The organism is Corynebacterium sp. CCUG 61414 (assembly GCF_024453945.1).
GTDB lineage: Bacteria > Actinomycetota > Actinomycetes > Mycobacteriales > Mycobacteriaceae > Corynebacterium > Corynebacterium pseudogenitalium.
Genome location: NZ_JAGPYU010000022.1, coordinates 1 through 19,493, shown reverse-complemented (window position 1 = coordinate 19,493; position 19,493 = coordinate 1). Strand labels below are relative to the sequence as shown.

Here is a 19,493-nt window from a genome sequence, read left to right as displayed (position 1 = left end):
AAAACCATATCTGGTTGTTGGCCGAGGTCATCCCAGGAAACCAGATAGATTTATACACACAAAATGTCCCTTAAGCCAGTTGCAGCACGTTCTACCGGTACCAACCCACTCGCCGCGCGCTTCCCCAGCTCAACATAAAACGCTGCGTGGCGTTCACGTGCCGAGTAGGTTGACTCCTCAAGCTCACGCTTGACCTGCGCCGGTACGCCTGCAGCGAGTGAGAATTCAGGTATCAGTTGGCCTTCGAGCACCACTGCGCCACCGGCGATGATGCTCCCCTTGCCAATGCGAGCCCCGGACAGCACGGTCGCGTTCATGCCGATTAGGCACCCAGATTCAATATGGCACCCGTGCACCATAGCAAGGTGGCCAATGGTCACGTCGGCTTCGAGAATGGTCTTCCCGTTCTCATCAACGTGCAGCACTGATCCATCTTGCACGTTGACCCTTTCACCGATTCGAATCGCGCCAACATCACCACGAATCACCACTCCGGGCCAAATATTGGCATCCTCGGCAATTTCGACATCACCGATAATCGTGGCTTCATCGGACACGAATGCGGACGGATGAATCTTCGGGGTTTTACCTTCAAATGAGTAGATCATGTCGCCATTATGCCGAAACCCTATTGGCCCTGCAGCGGAATCTATCGCATCAGCACCAACGCTTGTGGGATCACCCGGATAGTGGCTGCTTCGATCGATCCGATAGTGTCGCCATCAACTTCGAATACTTCGGGGGCAGCGAAAGAAACGCTTATCGTGTGTCCTTTGAAATAGTCCATCTGCGGAGCTGGGATACCCTGCCACCCGCCACCGAGGAGTGCACGCAGAGTGTTAAACACGATGCGTAGGCCAATCAGCAACCATCCGATAAGTCCACGCGGAGACATCGCCACGACATCAATTTCGCCATCGTCGGGGAGCGCATCGGGGAACAGCGGGATTTTATTCACCAAGTCACCGCAGTTGCCGAAAATCATGGTGTGCAAGCGATGCCTGTTCGAGGGATGGTCGTCGACGGTTACGGTAGCCTCCACACTGTTACCACCGCCCAGCGATCGTGCGATCCCGCCGATGTATGCCAGCGGACCTATGCGTCGCTTTAATTCCTCCCTGGTACGTTCAACCATCTGCGCATCAAGGCCCACTCCAGCCATGACTGTGAACCCATAAGTCTCCTGCGAGCCGTCGCGCCGAGTGACTGTGGCTTCGCAAAGGTCCACAGCGTGCTCTTCTCCAGTAAACGCACGGCGTATCGCGCTCTCAGGATCCAATGGCAAGCCAAGGTTTCGCGCAAGTAGATTACCGGTACCAACTGGGATAATCCCCATCTTGATGCCGGTGTCTGCTAGGACGTGAGCGATGCGGCGGACAGTACCGTCACCTCCCGCGACGAGTACCACGTCCACGTCCTCGGTGAGTGCAGTCGCGAAGCCAGCAAGTGCCGTGTCCTCTTTTGTCGTGGGTACCCAGCAAATTTCGCGGCGAGGGTCAGCGTAGAGTTCGACAAAGCGCTCCAAAACCGCAGCGCGAATCTTCGTCGGGTTATACACCACCACAGCGGTGCGATGAAACAACTTTTCCGAAGTCACTTTTGCATCCCTATTCCGAAGAATTCCAGTACTGCTTCACTGGCAAAACCGATCGGCAAATTCGATGCCGGCGAAGTACCAGGCCCAAGCCATTCGTGCTTGCCGCCATCCACTTTGTAATGCACAAGCCCCGCATCACAGCCGACCCATTCAGCTTTTGCTACACCGGGCAGTGCTTCTGACCACTCTGGTTTCGGCGCCTCCTCGCCAGTGGCTTTGCAGTGGTTGCGTCGGGCTTCTCGCTCAACGTCTTGATACGCACCAGCGTAGTGCGTCTTGTGCCGGGTTCCTCCGCTGTAGTCAATGACGCTGTCAGCGGTCCCGTGAATGTCGATGCGTTTGACGGGGATCGCCGAGCACCCCTCAAGCACCGCGTCATAGACGGCGGCTGACACAGTCGCCACTGCGGTGTAATCCTGTGGTCGCTGGCAGCTCAGGAACTCCGCGAACCCTCCTCCATTTGAAAAGCCTGCGGCGAATGTACGAGCAGGTTGGGTGTGAAACTCTTGTTGTAGCTGCGCCCGCACGGCGTCAGCGAATGCCAGGTCCTGACGTGCATTCGTATTTGCATACGGTGCCGGCGCCCACGCCTTGTTCACACCTTGCAAGTACGCCACAACCGCGTCCGCGTTGTTAAAGCCCGTCGTGCGCTGCATCGACGCAGCTGTGCTCGTGTAACCGTGGAATACGAGTATGAGTGGCAAACCTTCTCGCTGCTGTGCACCCTTTGGTAGCGAGAGTATGTACTCGCGCTGCAGTCCCCCAGCCGGGATCGTCCGTGACTCGACTGATGCAGAGCTCCACGGTTCGACTTCCGCAACCGTGTCAGGCCGACTACCGTTTTCCACTGTACGCAGGGGATTCGGCAGCGCATCGGTTGCCTCCGGCTCCTCGTTGTCTCCACTACAGCCAGCCATGACTGCGCAGCCAAGCAGCACAGCGAGCAGCACCGTACGCACCGACCAGCGCCGGTTCATCGTGTTGGAAATGTTCACTCGCGGATTCTCCTGACAGTCACAGGTTGTTAGGTTAGTTGATTATGAAGCCAAGCGGAAAGCACCAACCACTGTTTCACAGCAGTGAGCACCGGCTGAATTCGTCACGCGCGTTCACAGTCGGCGCAGACACTTATGATGCGGTCAGACCGTCATATCCGGACTCAGTAGTTGAGCTACTTGCCGGTCGCGGAGTCGTCCGCACTGTCTTAGATGTTGGTTCCGGTACCGGAATTTTTGCTGCACAACTGCACGCCGCCGGGCACCGAGTTGCTTGCTGTGAACCTTCACCAGACATGGCGAATACACTGCGCGCCCGACACCCAGAGCTTCCAGTATGGCGCGCAACCGCCGAGTGCACCGCATCAGCACCCAAGCTTTTCGACGCCATCACCTTCGCCCAAGCGTGGCACTGGGTCGACCCACACCTCGCTAGCGCAGAAGCTGCCCGAATCAGCAAAGATGACGGCGAACTTCTCTTATGCTGGAACACCCTCGAGGTGGAGCATCCGTGGGTACTACGTCTGGCAAAGATTATGCACTCTGGCGATGTGCTTACCAAAGGCTTCTACCCCACTGTCTTCGAGCCTTGGCACCTCAAGCGGGAACTACGAACAACGTGGATTCAACCGATCCGGACGGATCAGCTATTCACGCTCATGGCGACCCGTTCCTATTGGCTTCGCGCAAACCAGCGCACTCGGGACAAAATGACGAACAACCTCACCTGGTACCTGCATGAGCGCCTCGGATTCGATCCTGGCCAACTTATACCACTGCCGTACAGGACCGACGCGTTCCTGTACGGCCGTAGATAATGCTACTTGCGACGCCGCGGGTTACGTTCACGCACACGAACTGCGATCCGAATCGGCGTGCCGTGGTAGCCGAACTGCTCACGGAACTTTCGCTCCAAGTAGCGGCGGTAGCTGCCGTCTAAGAACCCCGTGGTAAACAGGACGATTGTCGGTGGGCGCGTGCCAACCATGGTGGCAAACAAGACCTTCGGCAACCGGTTGTTCTTCATCGGCGGTGGGTTTGCGGCAATCGCATCGCGCAGCCAGTTGTTCAGCTGTCCCGTGGTGATTCGACGATCCCAGTTCTCAAGTGCTTCCTCCATCGCCGGCTCAAGGCGGTGCAGCCCGCGCCCAGTGTCTGCCGAGATATTGAGTTTCGTCACCCACGGGAGGTGCCCGACCATCTCATCAAACTCGCGGTCGAAGTAGTAACGACGGTCCTCGTCCATCAAGTCCCACTTGTTGAAGCAAATGACCATCGCCTTGCCTGCTTCAAGCACCATGGAGATCACTCGCTGGTCCTGCTCAGAAATCTCCTGGGAGGCGTCGATAAGCACGACGCACACCTCCGCTGCCTCGATGGTGCCTCGGGTACGAAGGCTGGCGTAGTACTCGTGCCCCTGCGCATTCTTGACTTTCTTCCGCAGCCCGGCAGTATCGATGAACTTCCACAGTTTGCCGTCGAGCTGGATCAGTTCATCAACAGGGTCAACAGTGGTACCTGCAACGTTGTCGACTACGGCGCGCTTCGATTTGGAAAGCTTGTTCAGCAAACTCGACTTGCCCACATTTGGGCGTCCAACCAGCGCAACTGCGCGTGGGCCATCTGTGATGGAGTCCTTCGCGCGCGGCTCATCCGGAAACAGTCGCAGAATCTCGTCGAGTACATCCGCGCCGCCGCGACCGTGCAATGCTGAGACTGGCCACGGGTCCCCGAGGCCGAGCGCGTACAGCTCAGCAACGTCGCCCCATTGCGACTCGGACTCAAACTTGTTCGCGACCAAAATGACTGGAACTTCGGAACGCTGCAGATTGCGAGCCATCGCCTCATCTGACATCGTGATGCCGGTGTGGGAATCGACCACAAAAACGATGACGTCTGCAGTTTCCATAGCAGCTTCCGACTGGTGCGCGATAGCCGCGTTGATGCCTTTCGCGTCCGGGTCCCAGCCACCAGTGTCTTGCACCCAGAAACGTCGCCCTCCCCAGTCAGTAATGTAACTGATCCGGTCGCGAGTCACACCAGGGTGGTCTTCGACCACGGCTTCACGACGCCCAATAAATCGATTTACCAGTGTGGACTTGCCCACGTTTGGGCGTCCAACGATGGCCACCGTCGGTAGGGCCTCTTCGATGTAGTCAGGATTGAAGATGCCGAACGCTTCCTCAACGGCTGCCCACTCTTCCTCGGTGTACTCCTCAGCGGAGTTGAGATCTCCGAAGTCCGCCTCACCGAAATCCGCATCGTTGAAGTCAGCTTCATTGAAATCCTGTGGAAAGGAATCTCCTGTGGTCATTTGCTGCTCCTTTCAATCACGTCGACGAGGGCCGCCAGCACCTGTTCAGGAGCCATCTCAGAGGTGTCTACGATCAATGCGTCATCAGCCGGCTTCAGTGGGCTGGTCTCACGGGAGGAGTCAAGGGCATCACGACGTTCCACGTCTGCTAATACCTTCTCAAACTCTACTTTGCGGCCTGCTGCTGTGTCCTGGTCGAACCGGCGCTGTGCACGCACCTGGGCTGACGCCGTCATGTACACCTTGGCCGGTGCATCTGGCAAAACTACGGTGCCAATGTCCCTGCCCTCAACGATGGCGCGATGCGCCTCAGAGGCGAGGCGACGCTGCAGGGCCACCAAATTTTCACGGACCTCTGGGATCGCGGCAACAGCAGAAACTGCACTGGTAACTTCCGCTCCTCGGATCACGTTGGAGACGTCCCGGCCGCCCAAAATAACAGCCTTGTCATCGGGGTCGTCGGAAACCTCCATCGGCAGATCAGCAGTAGCAGCGATGACTGCACTAGTGTCTTCCGGATCCACGCCGGCGTCCAACACCGCCAACGTCGCAACTCGATACATCGCGCCCGTGTCGATGTACTTTGCGTCAAGCTTCTTGGCTAACGCTCGGCACATTGTCGACTTGCCAGTACCCGACGGCCCATCTACTGCAAGCAGCAGACCATTATCTGGCTGGTTACTCAACATCGTTTCCTCCATTTACATCCCCACCGCCTTGAACAGTGATGCCAACTCGGATGAGTTGAGTGCGCGCATCGATCCTGGCTTCATATCGCCGAGCTGCACCGTGTGCACTTTCGTTCGCACCAGACGCTGTACCGGGTAACCAGCTGCTTTCAGCATCCGACGGACAATGTGCTTGCGGCCTTCGTGTAGTTCGACGCGAACAATCGACTGGCCATTGTGCACATCGACGATCTGCACGTAGTCTGCCTTCGCCACACCATCATCGAGCTCAATACCGTCGCGCAACTGCTTAGCATCAGCGGATTTAAACTCGCCGAGTACCGTGGCCAAGTACGTTTTTCGAACTTCGTAGCGCGGGTGCATGAGGCGGTTTGCAAGCTCGCCGTCGTTGGTAAGCAGCAAGAGCCCTTCAGTGTCGGCGTCGAGACGCCCGACATGGAACAGACGCTGACCTGCAGCGACTCTCTCAGCAACGAAGTCACCAACAGAGGCGCGATCATGCTCATCTTGCATGGTTGTGTGTACTCCGCGCGGCTTATTAAACGCGAAATACTCCAAGTCCTCATTTACATTGATGCGTGCACCGTCAACTCGAATCACGTCGACGTTCGGATTCACACGGGTGCCCTGGACGGTAACGATCTTCCCGTTGACCTCAACGCGCCCCTGATCAATCATAATCTCAGAGTGCCGTCGCGACGCGACGCCTGCTTGTGCGAGCACTTTTTGCAGACGGATCCCGTCGGTGTTCTTCTTGCGCTGCTTTGTTTCTTCGTCGTCCCACCAGTTGTCATCGAGTGGGTTCGGAGCCTCATTGGCAGCCTTGGCGCGCTTGTCACGCTTGACATGTTGTTTACGTGCCGGTTTCGCATACGAAGGATAGAACGGCTCGTTCTTTCCTTGTTCCGGTATGCCATCTCGGCGAGCGGGAGGATTCATCTTGAGTCCTTTTCTCTTTGCGAGTTATACAGTTCTTCGAACGACCGCAAGTGTAGCAGCCTTTACCATGCTTCCTCGATATCGTCGATCTCAGGCAACAATGGCGCCAGGTTCGGCAGTCGCTCAAGTGAATCTATGCCCAGCAACTCAAGAAAGAGCTCGGTAGTGACGTAGCGGTGCGCGCCGGTCGACTCGTCTGGATCAACCTCGGCAATGAGCCCTCGCAGCGTCAGCGTTTTCATCACACCATCAACGTTGACGCCGCGTACTCCGGAAACCTGCGTGCGTGTCACCGGCTGGCGATATGCAACCACCGCAAGTGTCTCCATTGCCGCGCGGCTCAGCTTCGTCTGTGCACCATCAAGCAGAAATGCCTCCACGGCGTCTGCGTATTCTGGTCGCGTGTACAGTCGCCACCCCTCAGCTGTCCGCCGAACGTCGATCCCGCTGCCGCGCAGTTCGCATTCCTCGGACCAGTCCTCGAGCTGCTTCTCGACGTCTCCCAGCTCCGCCCCCAGTGCCGACGCTAATGCATCTACCGTGACTGGATTGTCCGCGACCAGCAAAATCGATTCGATACGTGCGCGAAGCTGCGAAACCATTTGGGGAGCATTCATGGTCTGGCATTCTATCGCTATTCCCAGTTGCTTGACGCAACCACAGCAGGATCAACGTTGATTCCTGTCCAGGAAACCTCCAGGCTACCGAGGGCTTCTGGCTGCTCGGTCTCCACCGCGCGAGCCTTGTACAACTCCAACAACGCCAAGAAGCGCCCCACGAGTTCCATGGAGGAACTACAGTCCTTCGTGAGCACCTCAAATGCGACCCACTGCTCCGCACCAAGGAGATGCAGCGCGCTCAGTAGCTTCCCAGCCTGCTCGGGCACCGAAACGCTGACCGCGTGCAAGTGGTCCGTCCGCACTTCCTCCGGTGGGCGGGGCCGAAACACAGCAGCGGCCAACTCCGCAAAGGAATCAAGCGTGTGCCCCAGCTGCACAGGTGGAAGCAACGCAGCAAATCGGTCTTCGATTGAGACCGCACGCGGGTATCTCCGCTTCGCGTTGCGTTGCCAGGCCACGAACTCGTCAGCGACCTGCTGATACGCACGGTACTGGAGGAGACGCGCAAAGAGCAGGTCCCGAGCCTCCAGGAGCTCAAGATCTTCAATCTCTGTGTCTCCGTCGCGCGGAAGTAACCGCGCAGTCTTCAAATCCAGCAGTGTGGAAGCCACAAGAAGAAATTCAGTGACTTCGTCAAGTTGCGCTGCTGCACCCAGCGCACGCGTGTATGCAATAAACTCGTCGGTCACCTCAGCTAGTGCAACTTCGGTCACGTCCAGCTTCTTGGAGTGGATGAGGTGCAGGAGCAGATCAAACGGCCCCTCAAAGTTCTGGAGGGCCAACGTAAAACCGGTGATCTCGGGCTGGACTCCCTCGGTGGCGTCCTCAGACACGGTGCAACAAACTACTTATCAATGCGCTCGAGCAGCTCAAGCGCCAACTGCCGGTACTGCTCTGCGCCTTGGGAGTGCGGCGCCCAAGTAATGATCGGTTCACCGGCAACCGAGGTCTCCGGGAATCGAACCGTTCGGGTAATCACCGTGTCAAAAACTCGCTCGCCGAATACCTCAACGACTCGATCCATCACTTCTCGCGCGTGTGTAGTGCGTCGGTCAAACATCGTGACCAGGATGCCTACGATGTCAAGGTCGAAATTGATGCGGTCTCGCACCTTTTCCACTGTGTCAGTCAACAACGCAAGACCACGGAGCGAAAAGTACTCGCACTCCATCGGAATCATCACGCCCGCCGAACACGCCAGCGCATTGACGGTCAACAGGCCGAGCGAAGGGCCACAGTCGATGATGATGATGTCGTACTCGTTGCGCACAGGGCGGAGCGCACGGGCCAATGTGTGTTCACGGCCGACTTCATTGACCAGTTGAATCTCCGCAGCAGAAAGGTCAATGTTCGCGGGGACAAGGTCCAGCCCCGGCAAATTCGAGTGCCGAATGGCCGCGTGGATCGACGCAGTGTTGTCAAAAAGCAAGTCATACACGGTGACTTGCTCTTCATCATGGGACACTCCAAGACCGGCTGAGAGCGCACCCTGCGGGTCGAGGTCAACAAGCAGCACCTTGCGCCCTTGCTCTGCGAGACATGCACCCAGGTTGATTGTCGACGTCGTTTTGCCGACGCCACCCTTCTGATTCACCATCGATAGGATGGTCGCCGGGCCGTGGTGCTCGAGCGGTTCAGGCTGAGGGAACTCGCGGAATGGACGTCCCGTGAGAAACTTCTTTTCTTCAGCAGCGTCAAACAATGCGTTGCCTGCCATTGTCATCCCTTCCGTCCAATGCGCGTCACGTGTAAGCCCTTGACGCAATTATCTTACAATGCCATACCTAGTTATGTGCCTGTCGCCTCTTTCGAATCAGGAACACGATGAGCAGCAAGGCCACCAGTGCCGCAATTCCTGCGATGCCCAGGGCAAGAAGGCCGTCATTCGCCCTCGATTCGTCAAGTGTTTCCGCTTGACTGTCGCCTCCCTGGGTATTTCCATCCTTTAGTGCAGCAGTCGGAGCGTTCTTTGACGTTATCACCGCGATGAACTCCGCCGCCGATCCATCCCGGACAACCTCCATGATGAAGGGGTTATCCGGCGTCTGTCCCTCCGGGTACGTTAATGTCAGCGTGCGCGACGCTACGTCCACGTCACGCTTCACGCCTTCAATGATATTGCCGTCCACGTCTACATAACGAAGTGTGGCGCCTTCCCTATCGGTCTTAGCGTACTTCATCAGCTGTCCGGCCTTACTCAGAGGCACCTTCACCACAATGCTGTTGTCCTCGATGACGCCCTCGAACTCCAAGCGCTTCGCGTTCGTGGTATCCACCTCCTTGGCTGGGACACGGTGGGCCTGTGGCGCAGCGGGCGCGTCGTGCACACGTTGATCTGAGTCTGAACCAGTCTCGGATCCGTGTCCTTCCCTGTTTGAGTCATCAACGCTATCGCCATGTGGCTTGCCAGCACCATCATCGTTTCCAGGCTCCGCAGCGCTCTCAGGTGGAGCATCAACGGTCTCACCACTGCCCACTGCGACGAGATTCACGGTCGCCGAGTATCCCCCAGCGGAGACCGGAACGCTCACCGTTGCACCTGGAGTATCAGGAGCAGTCACGGACACAGAAGTGCCAGATGATACAACGGTCCAGCCACCCGAACTGTAATTGAGATTCAGCGGAACACCGGTGTCGACAGTCGTAGTCTGCCCGGCCTGCACGTGGATCTCGGAGGGGATGGCCTGCTGGATCGCGGCAGGATCAAGCCCCTCCGGCAACTGCGCATACGCGTTCATATCAGCTCCCGAGGTGCTCAGCCCGAGAGCGCATGTAGCAGCAGCGACAGTTGCGAGAACGTGGGGTCGTCGAAAAGCCATGTGGCAAGAATCCTTCCAGTCGTGCATCAGAACATGTCAACCCTACATACCTATGCACGAGGGTGCGTAGCGTGCCAGACTTCCCGAAGGCTTTCCGCAGTAACGTGTGTGTAAATTTGGGTAGTCGTCACAGATGCGTGCCCAAGCAGTTCTTGCACTACTCGTACATCGGCGCCGCCGTCGAGCATGTGTGTTGCAAAAGAATGCCGCAACGTGTGAGGAGAAACATGCTTGGTGATCCCGGCTCGCTCAGCGGCCCGTCTGATGACCGTCCAAGCACTTTGCCGAGACAAGCTGCCGCCGCGTGCGTTCAGAAATAGCGAATGAGAGCGCCCTTTGGCCAGCGCTGGGCGTCCGCGCACCAGATATTTTTCGACGGCCTCCTTCGCCATCGACCCCACCGGCACGATGCGCTGCTTATTGCCTTTGCCTGTCAATGTCAGCACCGCGTGCTGTTCGCCTTCGAGTGCCATGAAGTCATCGACGTAGAGCGCCAGTACTTCCGACACACGCGCCCCCGTGGCGTAGAGCAACTCCAGTAACGCTTTGTCTCGTAACCCAATCGGCTCCTCCGTGGGGCACGAGTCCAGCATCTTGCCGACCTCTTCGATACTTAGCGTATCGGGCAGCTTCTTACCAGGCGAAGGTGGAGCTACTTGGGCTGATTCATCACCTGCAAGTACGCCCTCAAGCACCCCAAACTTGTGTAGTCCGCGGGCAACCACAAGTGCGCGCGCAGCCGAAGATGCCGCCAACGGCGCAGCCCCATCAACTCCACGCCGTAGGTCCGCCAGGTACGCCTCGATGTCTGCAGCGGTCACCTCAGACAAGTTAGCTTTGCCGTTGGCATGCAGCCACGAGGCATACCGTCTAAGGTCCCGACGATAGTTGCTCAATGTGTTTGCTGAAAGACCTCGTTCAACTGCAAGGTGCTCGAGCCAACGCCTAACAAGCTCATTGACGTCCAACTAGATCCTCTTCATATCGGGCGTGACGCCTTGCGCTGTGCGTCGCTCTGCTAGCGATCTTGGCCGCAGGTCAAAGGGCTCGGTTACATCACGCGGCTCTACCTCGCCTTCTAGCACTCGCGCCGCTGCCATCACTCCGGCAATCGCAATCGAGTTCACGATGTCACCGCGAAACACCATCGATTGCGCCTCTTCAATTGGCACCCATTCCAGCACCATATCGGCTTCTTCGAACTCGGCTTCACCACGAGGGGCCTCACGGAGATCCGAAGCCAGGTACACACGCACCGCTTCTTCTGCGAACCCCGGGGACGTCACCAGATCCAGCAACAATGCCCACTTCTCAGCAGCCAAACCAGCTTCCTCGGCCAACTCACGCTGGGCGCACACAAGCGCGTCTTCCTCGCTGACGTCGAGAAGGCCAGCAGGAAGTTCCCACAACCGGCGCCGAACGCTGTGCCGGTACTGGCGGACCATCGCAATCCTTCGTTTGGAATCGACGGCCACCACTGCAACCGCACCGAAGTGCTCTACGATCTCGCGTGCCGCGGAAGCGCCCCCCGGCATCGAAACAATATCTTTGCGCACCGCGATAATCGGTGCATCCAGCAGCAGCTCCGACTGTTGAACTTCAAACTCGTGCATCATTCGACCGCCAATTCTTCCGCAAGCGAAAGCACCGCCGACACCCTGCCTGCTTCTGTATCAACAAACCCACCGTCTTCATCTGGCGCCGCATACACTGCCGCAGCTAAGTCATTGAGCTCCGCGGTCATGTCTGTCAACAGTTGTGTCCCGAAAGAACGCTCCCCGCCGGTATCACCGGCGCCGATCACAACAATCGCATCAGCAGGCGCTGAAACATCTGTGTCGTCTATGAAACCGCCTCCATGCAGCGCCTCTATAACGAAATTACGATCAGATTCCGGAGCCACCGGTTCACCAGTCGCTGGATCCTTGAGCAGAACGCTCCCCAGCGACTGGCCAGCATGTGTGCCAGGCGCGCGTCGATCAACGGAAAGCTGCGCTCCTGCCGGCAGGGTGTTCGCGATGATCGTACTCAATGCATCAGCCGACTCCTGCTGGGTAAACTTCTCGCCCAACGTAATCTGGCCCGCTTCTGATGCCCCTGCGGTGCGAAGCAGCCACGTTACAGCATCGACATCTTCCGCTGACGCATCGTGTGTGCGAAGCACCATCACTGACTTACCATCCAGCGTGTTCGCAACAAGCTCGGCCGAATGCTGAGCTATCACTGCATCGGAAAACTCAAATTTTGTCCCCTGCGAGGCGTCAGCCGACTGTTGCGACTCGCCTAACTGCGACGACGTTGAAAAATCAAGCGTGCCCATTGCTGGCGCAATCACCAGCATTCCTGCTGCGACACCAAGTGCAATGCCCCAGCCCAGACCTGCTGCAACATAACCTGCCGAACTACTTCCTGAAGACATCAAAACCACCTACTCCCTATTAGCTCCACAGACTCTGCAGCTGTGTAACTATCGTGTTCCACGTATCCACCAGGTTCGTGCTAAACGGCCCACTCCCGCCAAGCCCGACGATGAGTACAATCGTCGCCGCAGCAACAAGCAATCCCAAAATTGCCCACGCCCAGGCGACTCCCCGACCAGTCGTCAGATTGTACAAATCAGCTATCACTGTGGAATCCACCAGTTTTTGGCCCGCTTTCAAACGAGTGAGCAGTGCTGCCGGCGAGCTTTCGTCTGATTCGGTAAAGATACGGTCCAGGTTCACGGGCTGCTCAACCATCACGATCATTTCTGCATCGTGGAACACGCTCAGTAACACCGCCAGGTCTGTTGCAGATTCGGTCGCGGCGGGAAACGTCATCGCACCTACTCCAAGATCCTGGATGCGCTCCAGACCAGGCGCGTAGCCGTCGGGGTCCGCTGGCAAAATCACCCGCGCGTCGCTTCGCAAATTTTCTTCAGCCACGTCGCCCGGGTCGCCCACGATGAAGTCGGGAGCGTAGCCCATCTCCGCCAAGGTGTTCGTCGCCTTGCCTACACCAATCAGCACAGGTGTGAACTCACGGATAAAATTGCGCAACGATTCTATGCGCTCTCGAAGATCTGGGCACGGGCTCGCGATAATAACTTTTCGGTCCGCAATCACGTCACCTAACTCAGGCGCGCCAACACCATCGATAAGCAGCGGCGATTCGGAGTGAATAAATTCAATCGTGTTTCCGAAGTACGCCTCCATGTGATCTACGAGGTGACGCTGTGCTTCAATAAACGTCGCGTCAACATCAGCGCGCACCACTGGTGAAGCAGAACCGACTTCCTTGCGCCCAACCTTGATCTCACCCGAAGCCGTTACGGATGTCTTCTTGCCATCGCGTATCGACGCCCGCATCTCCGCACCGGCAGCTTCAAACAGTGGAATGCCGGCGTCGAGAAGCAAGTGCGGGCCGTAATTAGGCACAGCCCCAGTGCTAAATCGTGCAATATTGACAACCGCCGCCGGTGCCGCGTTGATCAACATCTCAGCTTCCCTACGGCTGATATCTGGAGCATCAACGAAGGCAATATCCCCAGAACGAAGACGGCCGCGCCCCTTGCCTTGCGGCGTGCAATCACGCAGCGGTCCCTGCAACGGCGCGCTAGTCGATTCAGAAGTTGCAGAAGTTTCAGTCATATGTTGAATTCTGCCTGCATCGCACGCCAAGTACTGCTAGGCGCGCGGGCTATCGACGAAACTCTTTTGTTTCGCGCTGTGCCTGCTCCAGTAGCTCCGCCGCGTGCGCCTTTCCTGTTTCCGAGTTCGCCATCCCAGCCATCATGCGAGCTAGTTCCTCCACGCGCTCGGCATCGTCAAGCACAAGCACTCCTGATGTCACGGTTTCATCGCCAACGTTCTTCGCAACGTGTAAGTGTCTGTCCGCGTAAGCCGCAACCTGTGGCAGGTGCGTCACCACAATTACCTGATTGTTTACTGCGAGCCGTGCAAGGCGACGCCCTATCTCCACCGCGGCCTGACCACCGACACCAGCATCAACCTCATCAAAGACGAATGTCGCGCCGTGCGTTGACCCGGCAAGGATCACTTCAATCGCGAGCATGACGCGTGAAAGCTCACCTCCTGACGCGCTGGTTGCCAATGGCTTTGGCTCTGACGCAGCGTTAGGCGACAGACAAATCTCGACAGCATCAGCGCCATCACGGCCGTAGTCTGCCCCCTCAACGCGGACGCTCAGCACAGCCTTAGGCATCGCCAGCCCATGCAACTCCTGTGTCACCGCCTCAGAGAACCGTCGTGCAGCATCGCGACGAATGCCCGTCAACTCCTCAGCGTGCTGCTTCATCTCGGTCGCAGCGTCATCAACCCGCAGTTGAAGCTCCGCGAGGGCCTCATCCGACGTATCAATTGACGCCAACCGTTGCTGCGCCTCGTCCCTCCAACGCAGCACACCATCAATGTCCGACGCGTACTTTCGGGTCAGCACTTTTAACGACTGTTGCCTCTGAAGCATGTTCTCGAGCGCATGCGGATCCGCATCCAACGAAAACAAATACGTTCCAAGTTCCGAAGAAACATCCGAAAGCACAGTGGCGGCTTCTTCTAGTCGACGCCCCAGCTCCTGCAGCTGCGTATCAGTGGATGCACCAAGTGCACTCGCAGCCTGCCCTACCAAATCTGAAGCGGCGGACGCCTCGTCATACTCACCAACCGCCTCAGCGCCATCGATTGCAACCATCGCCTCTTGAACCGCGGAGCGCAATCCATCAACATCTTGCAGGCGCTGAATCGCAGAGACGAGCTCAGCGTCTTCACCTGGCTCGGGTGCGACCTCGTCGATCTCGTTGACAGCAAACAGGAGACGGTCCTGTTCCATCGCTAATTCTCGACGCCGCTTTGTCCGCTCCTCTAAATCTCTCTTCGCAACGCGCCAGCGCTTCCACGCTTCCTGATACGCACGGAGAACCTTTGAAGCAGCAGGATCGAAGCGGTCCAACGCATGCAGTTGCTGTTCTGGCGACATCAAACGTAGCTGATCGTTCTGGCCATGAATCGTAAGCAGGTGCGAGGAGACTTCGTTGAGTGTCGCAGCCGGTACCGCTCGGCCACCAAAGTGCGCCTTCGACCTGCCTGTCGCTTTTACGGAACGAACTACGACGTACTCACCATTTTCATCGAGGACCGCACCAGCGTTCTCCGCGATCTTCGCAATAGCCTCGCGACTGTCCTCGTGGATTCCTGTTACCGCAAACGCACCCTCCACCACCGCTTCCGGCGCTCCCGTCCGAACACGAGAAGCATCAGCACGACCACCAGTCAACAGCCGCAAACCCGTGACCACCATCGTCTTACCGGCGCCAGTTTCACCCGTAAGGACTGTCAAACCTTCCGAGAGCTCCGCGCTAGCGTGAGGGATTACACCAAGGTTCCTGATAGCAATTTCCGACAGCACGCCGATCTACCTCTCTTTGTCTGGGCCACGCCACCCAGATACCGGAAGCTGAAACTTCTCCACTAGGCGGTCGGTAAACGGACGCTCATCAAGCCGAACCCAGCGCACCGGGCGGCGACCACGCGTCACTTCGACCCGTGCACCTGGCGGCATCATAATCCTTCGAACCCCATCCATCACGACAACAGCGGAGCTGGTCGTCGAAAAGGACTCAACCGCTACCGTCGACAACGGTGAAACAACCATTGGCTTCGCGAAGAGGGCGTGCGCATTATTCGGAACCACCAAGATGGCATCGAGCTCAGGCCACATCACCGGACCACCGGCCGAAAAAGCATACGCGGTTGATCCAGTAGGCGTAGATACCAGCACACCATCACAACCGAACGAAGATACCGGCCTGTAATCGATCTCCAGAAACGCATCAAGCACTCTTGTACGATCCGAGTTCTCAATGCTGCATTCATTCAGCGCCCAACTTTCGCCAAGCACTTCACCCGTCGCATCCAAAACCCGCACGTCAAGTGTCATGCGGTCTTCAACCCGATATGAGCGCGCTATCACCGAGGACAGCACATCTTCCAGGCTTTCCGCTTCGGACTCTGCCAAGAATCCCACATGGCCGAGATTCACCCCGAGCACTGGAATGTCCTGAAGGTGCGCAAAGTTTGCTGCGCGTAAAAACGTTCCATCGCCTCCAAGCACAAATACAAGCTCGCAGCCTCGGCCAGCCTCGGCCCCTGGGCTTACGTGCTCGAGCTTCTGCAATACTGGATCCTCTTCAGCGGGACTTGATTCCCCCGCAGAAAGCAACTGCACCTCAATGCCAGCCTGCTGCAGCATCCGGGCAGAATTCGCCGCAGCCTCAATATTGTCGGGCCTGTAAAAATGGGGCACCAACAAAATGCGTCGCCGATCATCTACAGACATTTCTACGCTGGCCCTTCCTGCACCGCCTGTGCTGCCATCTCTTCGACGGCCTCGACAGATTGTTCCTGCGCATTTGCTGTCTTACGCAGCCACAGAAAGTATTCTACGTTACCACTCGGACCTGGCAACGGAGATGCAACCATTGATTTCACCTCAAGCCCCAGCGACTGTGCGAACAATGCGACATCTACCACTGCTTCTCGACGCAGCTCTGCCGAACGAACGACACCCCCGTGACCAACGCGGTCTTTACCAACCTCAAACTGTGGTTTCACCATCGGCAGGAGGTCCGCCTCGTCCTCAAGCGCTGCTACCAGCGCAGGAAGCACAAGCTTCAAAGAGATAAACGATAAATCACCCACCATGCAATTGGCCGACTCGCTCAGCATGTCGGCAGTCAACGACCGTATATTCACACGGTCCATCACCGTCACACGCGGATCGTTTTGCAGCCGCCAAAGTAATTGCCCGTAACCGACATCTACCGCAAAGACCCGGCGGACACCTCTTCGTAGCAAAACGTCAGTGAATCCCCCCGTTGACGCTCCCGCGTCAATCACCGTCCTATCCTTGACCGTAAACCCAAGCTTTTCGAAGTGCTCTAGTGCCCCCAGAAGTTTGTGCGCGCCACGGGAAGCCCAGTCATCGGTGTTATCAACATCGACCTTGATGGAAACATCGGGTTCGACAACTGTAGCTGGCTTTTTTGCAGGAAACCCTCCGACCTCAACGCGTCCTTCAAGAATCCATGTCCGGGCCTGCTCCCGTGAACGAGCGATCTTTCGTCGAACAAGTTCTGCGTCAAGGCGTCGCCGACCAGGTGCCACCCGTACTCCTCTCCTACGGCGATGCTCAGTCTTTTAGCGCTTCTGCTAAAACGTCATGAGCCTCAGCCAACTGTTCAAGTTCATCCCTTATCGTAGACGGCACCCGCGCCAGCACACTATCTACCTTCGAACGCAATTCTTCCGGTGAAATGCCGGCTCGCCTCGGATCGTGGGGTTTCGGGGCGTGCCCTACCACCACGACTCCACAGCCTTCTGCGCCCACTGCGATACCGGCTCAACCACTCGTACTTCGGCCTCTGCAGACCACGCAACAGCCAGAGCCGTTCGCAAGGCCTCCGTAGGCGAAGAAGATGCAGCACCACCGTTAAGCAGGAGCGTATCTCCTTGCAGCTTCGCCACGAAACCGCCCTGTGCTCCCGGCCGCAAGCTCTCCGCATCTGCCAAGAGGCTACGCAAGTCATCACCAATATATGTCGGGCGCTCCACCGGCTTAGCCGCCAACAAAGCATAAGGACCAGACACACCTGTAAGTACCTGCAACGTATCCATCCCCGCACGATTTCCACCGGCAATATCGGTATCTAAACGGTCACCGACCGCCAACGCTCGCGTAGCACCCGACAGCTTCACAGCCTGATGGAACATAGCCGGTTCTGGCTTTCCGGCTGCCTCTGGGACAACGCCGGTTGCCGACGTCACCGCCGCCACCATCGAGCCATTACCGACCATAAGCCCCCGCTCCATCGGCAAGGAAGTATCAAGGTTTGAAGCCAAGTAGACCGCCCCGTTGCGAATCGCCAACGCTGCTTCAGACAGCTCACGCCACCCAGTTTCCGGGCAGTGCCCTTGTAGCACCGCAACTGGTGCGTCGTCAGCACTAGAGACTACGCGATAACCGGCCCCAGAAACCAAGTCTTTGAACGACTGCGCACCAAGAACAAGGATGGGATCATCCTCTTTCAACAGGGGTCGCGCTAGCTCCAAAGCTGCCTCTGCTGAGGTAATAATCTCCTCACTCGAGCACTCTAGCCCAATATCACCAAGCATTTCGGCGACGAGGGCCGAAGGCCGGGATGCATTATTCGTGATGTAGAAAGGTGTCACACCACATTCGATGATGCTGGAAACCGCATTGTCTAACGCGCGGCCGCCCTCCCAAACCGTGCCGTCTAAGTCAAAGAGCAACACGTCATATTGATGAGCAAGAGAACCCAAAGCCACTACTCCGTCTCTTCCAAACGCTGCTTCGCATCCGTCAACATCTCCGGATCCAACTCAATAACATGCTTGAACCAGTCAGCAGCTTCAGCCTTTCGGCCAGCAGCCAGCAATGCGTCGGCGTAGGCGTAAGACAAACGCATTGCAGAGACGTCCCGCTCGTCCTTGTTCGGACGTACACGTTCCAAAGTCGCAATCGCAGAATCAACCTGGCCCAGATCGCGACGCGCACCAGAAAGAACGATGGCAAGCTCAATACGTCCCTCACGATCGAGGTCTCGCGCCTCAGGACTCCGACCAAGCTCCAACGCCTTCTCGGGACGACCAAGTCCGCGTTCAGCATCAGCCATCACAGCCAAAAGCCCAGGGCCGCCACTCATGCGCCGGGCAGCTCGCAGCTCAGAAAGTGCCTCTTTCCACTCACCTGCGTGGTAAGCGATTACACCATTCGTTTCACGAACAACCCCAACACGTCCGGCACGATTCTTTGCTGCCCTAGCATGACGCAAGGCAAGCGCCGGGTCGTCGTCGAGCAGATCTGCAGCCATAATCATGTGCTTCGCGACGCGAGTTGCGTTGTCATGTGACAACACCTTCAAATCTTGCAGCACGGACGGGTCGAGAACACTGATGTCAAGATCGGAAGGCAGGTCGGGTTCAGAAAGCTTTTGAGCCATCCTATCCTCGCGGTAGCCCTGCCGACGAGGCTGCGAGCGATTGTGACGATTGTTGAATTTGCGTTCTTCATCGCCGCCAGGACGAGCGTTTCTGCTCCTACCACGGCCGTCACCGCTGCGATCATTGCGACGATCCCTACTGTCGTCGCGCCGACCTTTCCGGCCCCCATTGCCTGGCCGCCCGTTCCGCCCCTTGGAGGAAGAAGAACCGTGGTTGCGACGTGGTCTCTCGTTAGAGCGATCGGACATGAAACACCTTTCTATTGGAACAAGTCATTATAAACAGGAATGTCCGAAAATAAGAACTTATTGTGCACCTGTTGAAACAAATTCCCAATCATCCGGCCAGTCAGAGTTGCACCTCTGAGTCTACAAACAAGGAGCGCTGGCGTCATCAGACTTCGTAAAGACGGCCCTCGTTGTTTGTTGTGGGTGCACAAAAAAGAGTGTGGTGGGTACCACCACCCCCACAACGGGAACAGTGACACCCACCACACACAGGAA

At 57.3% G+C, this 19,493-nt stretch carries 20 protein-coding genes; 1 reads left to right on the top strand and 19 read right to left on the bottom strand.

The features are described 5' to 3' along the window. Positions 1 to 50 precede the first annotated feature (50 nt). From KBX14_RS10820 to KBX14_RS10810, 3 genes are read right to left on the bottom strand one after another with little or no spacing between them, the layout of a single operon-like run. On the bottom strand, positions 51 to 608 hold the full coding sequence (locus KBX14_RS10820) for a gamma carbonic anhydrase family protein (protein WP_256042539.1): 558 nt from the start codon (positions 606 to 608) through the stop codon (positions 51 to 53). Between the two features lie 41 nt (positions 609 to 649). Then, positions 650 to 1,597 (bottom strand): diacylglycerol kinase family protein, encoded by a 948-nt coding sequence (locus KBX14_RS10815; protein WP_084028581.1) that lies wholly within the window; start codon positions 1,595 to 1,597, stop codon positions 650 to 652. Further along, positions 1,594 to 2,592 (bottom strand): PHB depolymerase family esterase, encoded by a 999-nt coding sequence (locus KBX14_RS10810; RefSeq protein ID WP_084028582.1) that lies wholly within the window; start codon positions 2,590 to 2,592, stop codon positions 1,594 to 1,596. Before KBX14_RS10810 ends, KBX14_RS10815 begins: the two co-directional genes overlap by 4 nt. A gap of 44 nt (positions 2,593 to 2,636) precedes the next feature. On the opposite strand from KBX14_RS10810, the gene KBX14_RS10805 reads away from it, so the two are divergent. Then, the gene (locus KBX14_RS10805) at positions 2,637 to 3,410 is read left to right on the top strand and encodes a class I SAM-dependent methyltransferase (RefSeq protein WP_070362497.1); all 774 of its coding nucleotides are present in this window, start codon (positions 2,637 to 2,639) and stop codon (positions 3,408 to 3,410) included. A gap of 2 nt (positions 3,411 to 3,412) precedes the next feature. Here KBX14_RS10805 and der read toward each other — a convergent pair whose 3' ends face one another. The 16 genes from der to KBX14_RS10725 form a co-directional block, all read right to left on the bottom strand. Then, positions 3,413 to 4,906, bottom strand: coding sequence for a ribosome biogenesis GTPase Der (gene der / locus KBX14_RS10800; RefSeq protein ID WP_070362498.1), 1,494 nt, complete (start codon positions 4,904 to 4,906; stop codon positions 3,413 to 3,415). Then, on the bottom strand, positions 4,903 to 5,595 hold the full coding sequence (gene cmk / locus KBX14_RS10795) for a (d)CMP kinase (RefSeq protein ID WP_070363526.1): 693 nt from the start codon (positions 5,593 to 5,595) through the stop codon (positions 4,903 to 4,905). The genes der and cmk overlap by 4 nt, the downstream gene beginning before the upstream one ends. A 12-nt stretch (positions 5,596 to 5,607) precedes the next feature. Further along, a complete protein-coding gene (locus tag KBX14_RS10790) occupies positions 5,608 to 6,534 on the bottom strand; it encodes a pseudouridine synthase (RefSeq protein WP_070362499.1) in 927 nt (308 codons plus the stop codon). A gap of 62 nt (positions 6,535 to 6,596) precedes the next feature. Beyond that, positions 6,597 to 7,151, bottom strand: coding sequence for an SMC-Scp complex subunit ScpB (gene scpB / locus KBX14_RS10785; protein WP_070362500.1), 555 nt, complete (start codon positions 7,149 to 7,151; stop codon positions 6,597 to 6,599). A gap of 17 nt (positions 7,152 to 7,168) precedes the next feature. Next, the gene (locus tag KBX14_RS10780) at positions 7,169 to 7,987 is read right to left on the bottom strand and encodes a ScpA family protein (RefSeq protein WP_070362501.1); all 819 of its coding nucleotides are present in this window, start codon (positions 7,985 to 7,987) and stop codon (positions 7,169 to 7,171) included. An 11-nt stretch (positions 7,988 to 7,998) separates the two neighbouring features. Further along, positions 7,999 to 8,871 (bottom strand): ParA family protein, encoded by an 873-nt coding sequence (locus KBX14_RS10775; protein WP_256042538.1) that lies wholly within the window; start codon positions 8,869 to 8,871, stop codon positions 7,999 to 8,001. A gap of 67 nt (positions 8,872 to 8,938) precedes the next feature. After that, complete coding sequence (locus KBX14_RS10770) at positions 8,939 to 9,973, bottom strand: hypothetical protein (RefSeq protein ID WP_145945248.1); 1,035 nt, start codon at positions 9,971 to 9,973, stop codon at positions 8,939 to 8,941. Positions 9,974 to 10,023: 50 nt separating this feature from the next. Further along, positions 10,024 to 10,941: a site-specific tyrosine recombinase XerD gene (gene xerD, locus KBX14_RS10765; protein WP_070362504.1), complete on the bottom strand. Its 918-nt coding sequence runs from the start codon at positions 10,939 to 10,941 to the stop codon at positions 10,024 to 10,026. Then, entirely contained in the window at positions 10,942 to 11,589 is a 648-nt protein-coding gene (locus KBX14_RS10760; protein ID WP_070362505.1) for an NUDIX hydrolase, read from the bottom strand. Further along, the gene (locus KBX14_RS10755; protein ID WP_083329555.1) at positions 11,586 to 12,392 is read right to left on the bottom strand and encodes a copper transporter; all 807 of its coding nucleotides are present in this window, start codon (positions 12,390 to 12,392) and stop codon (positions 11,586 to 11,588) included. The genes KBX14_RS10760 and KBX14_RS10755 overlap by 4 nt, the downstream gene beginning before the upstream one ends. A 19-nt stretch (positions 12,393 to 12,411) precedes the next feature. Next, entirely contained in the window at positions 12,412 to 13,602 is a 1,191-nt protein-coding gene (gene steA / locus KBX14_RS10750) for a putative cytokinetic ring protein SteA (RefSeq protein WP_256042537.1), read from the bottom strand. A 49-nt stretch (positions 13,603 to 13,651) separates the two neighbouring features. Continuing rightward, positions 13,652 to 15,376, bottom strand: a complete 1,725-nt coding sequence (gene recN / locus KBX14_RS10745; RefSeq protein WP_070977099.1) for a DNA repair protein RecN — start codon at positions 15,374 to 15,376, stop codon at positions 13,652 to 13,654. 6 nt (positions 15,377 to 15,382) lie between these two features. Next, a complete protein-coding gene (locus KBX14_RS10740) occupies positions 15,383 to 16,306 on the bottom strand; it encodes an NAD kinase (RefSeq protein ID WP_070977101.1) in 924 nt (307 codons plus the stop codon). Positions 16,307 to 16,308: 2 nt separating this feature from the next. Further along, positions 16,309 to 17,133, bottom strand: coding sequence for a TlyA family RNA methyltransferase (locus tag KBX14_RS10735; RefSeq protein WP_071572648.1), 825 nt, complete (start codon positions 17,131 to 17,133; stop codon positions 16,309 to 16,311). Positions 17,134 to 17,322: 189 nt separating this feature from the next. Continuing rightward, entirely contained in the window at positions 17,323 to 18,315 is a 993-nt protein-coding gene (locus KBX14_RS10730) for an HAD-IIA family hydrolase (RefSeq protein WP_256020435.1), read from the bottom strand. Then, positions 18,315 to 18,989: a hypothetical protein gene (locus tag KBX14_RS10725; RefSeq protein WP_070477184.1), complete on the bottom strand. Its 675-nt coding sequence runs from the start codon at positions 18,987 to 18,989 to the stop codon at positions 18,315 to 18,317. The genes KBX14_RS10730 and KBX14_RS10725 overlap by 1 nt, the downstream gene beginning before the upstream one ends. Positions 18,990 to 19,493 lie beyond the last annotated feature (504 nt).

Coding starts and splice junctions, on each gene's coding strand:
- KBX14_RS10820 (WP_256042539.1), bottom strand. CDS start 608: ATGATCTACTCATTTGAAGGTAAAACCCCGAAGATTCATCCGTCCGCA.
- KBX14_RS10805 (WP_070362497.1), top strand. CDS start 2,637: ATGAAGCCAAGCGGAAAGCACCAACCACTGTTTCACAGCAGTGAGCAC.
- der (WP_070362498.1), bottom strand. CDS start 4,906: ATGACCACAGGAGATTCCTTTCCACAGGATTTCAATGAAGCTGACTTC.
- cmk (WP_070363526.1), bottom strand. CDS start 5,595: ATGTTGAGTAACCAGCCAGATAATGGTCTGCTGCTTGCAGTAGATGGG.
- KBX14_RS10790 (WP_070362499.1), bottom strand. CDS start 6,534: ATGAATCCTCCCGCTCGCCGAGATGGCATACCGGAACAAGGAAAGAAC.
- scpB (WP_070362500.1), bottom strand. CDS start 7,151: ATGAATGCTCCCCAAATGGTTTCGCAGCTTCGCGCACGTATCGAATCG.
- KBX14_RS10775 (WP_256042538.1), bottom strand. CDS start 8,871: ATGGCAGGCAACGCATTGTTTGACGCTGCTGAAGAAAAGAAGTTTCTC.
- KBX14_RS10770 (WP_145945248.1), bottom strand. CDS start 9,973: ATGGCTTTTCGACGACCCCACGTTCTCGCAACTGTCGCTGCTGCTACA.
- KBX14_RS10760 (WP_070362505.1), bottom strand. CDS start 11,589: ATGATGCACGAGTTTGAAGTTCAACAGTCGGAGCTGCTGCTGGATGCA.
- KBX14_RS10755 (WP_083329555.1), bottom strand. CDS start 12,392: ATGTCTTCAGGAAGTAGTTCGGCAGGTTATGTTGCAGCAGGTCTGGGC.
- steA (WP_256042537.1), bottom strand. CDS start 13,602: ATGACTGAAACTTCTGCAACTTCTGAATCGACTAGCGCGCCGTTGCAG.
- KBX14_RS10740 (WP_070977101.1), bottom strand. CDS start 16,306: ATGTCTGTAGATGATCGGCGACGCATTTTGTTGGTGCCCCATTTTTAC.
- KBX14_RS10725 (WP_070477184.1), bottom strand. CDS start 18,989: ATGGCTCAAAAGCTTTCTGAACCCGACCTGCCTTCCGATCTTGACATC.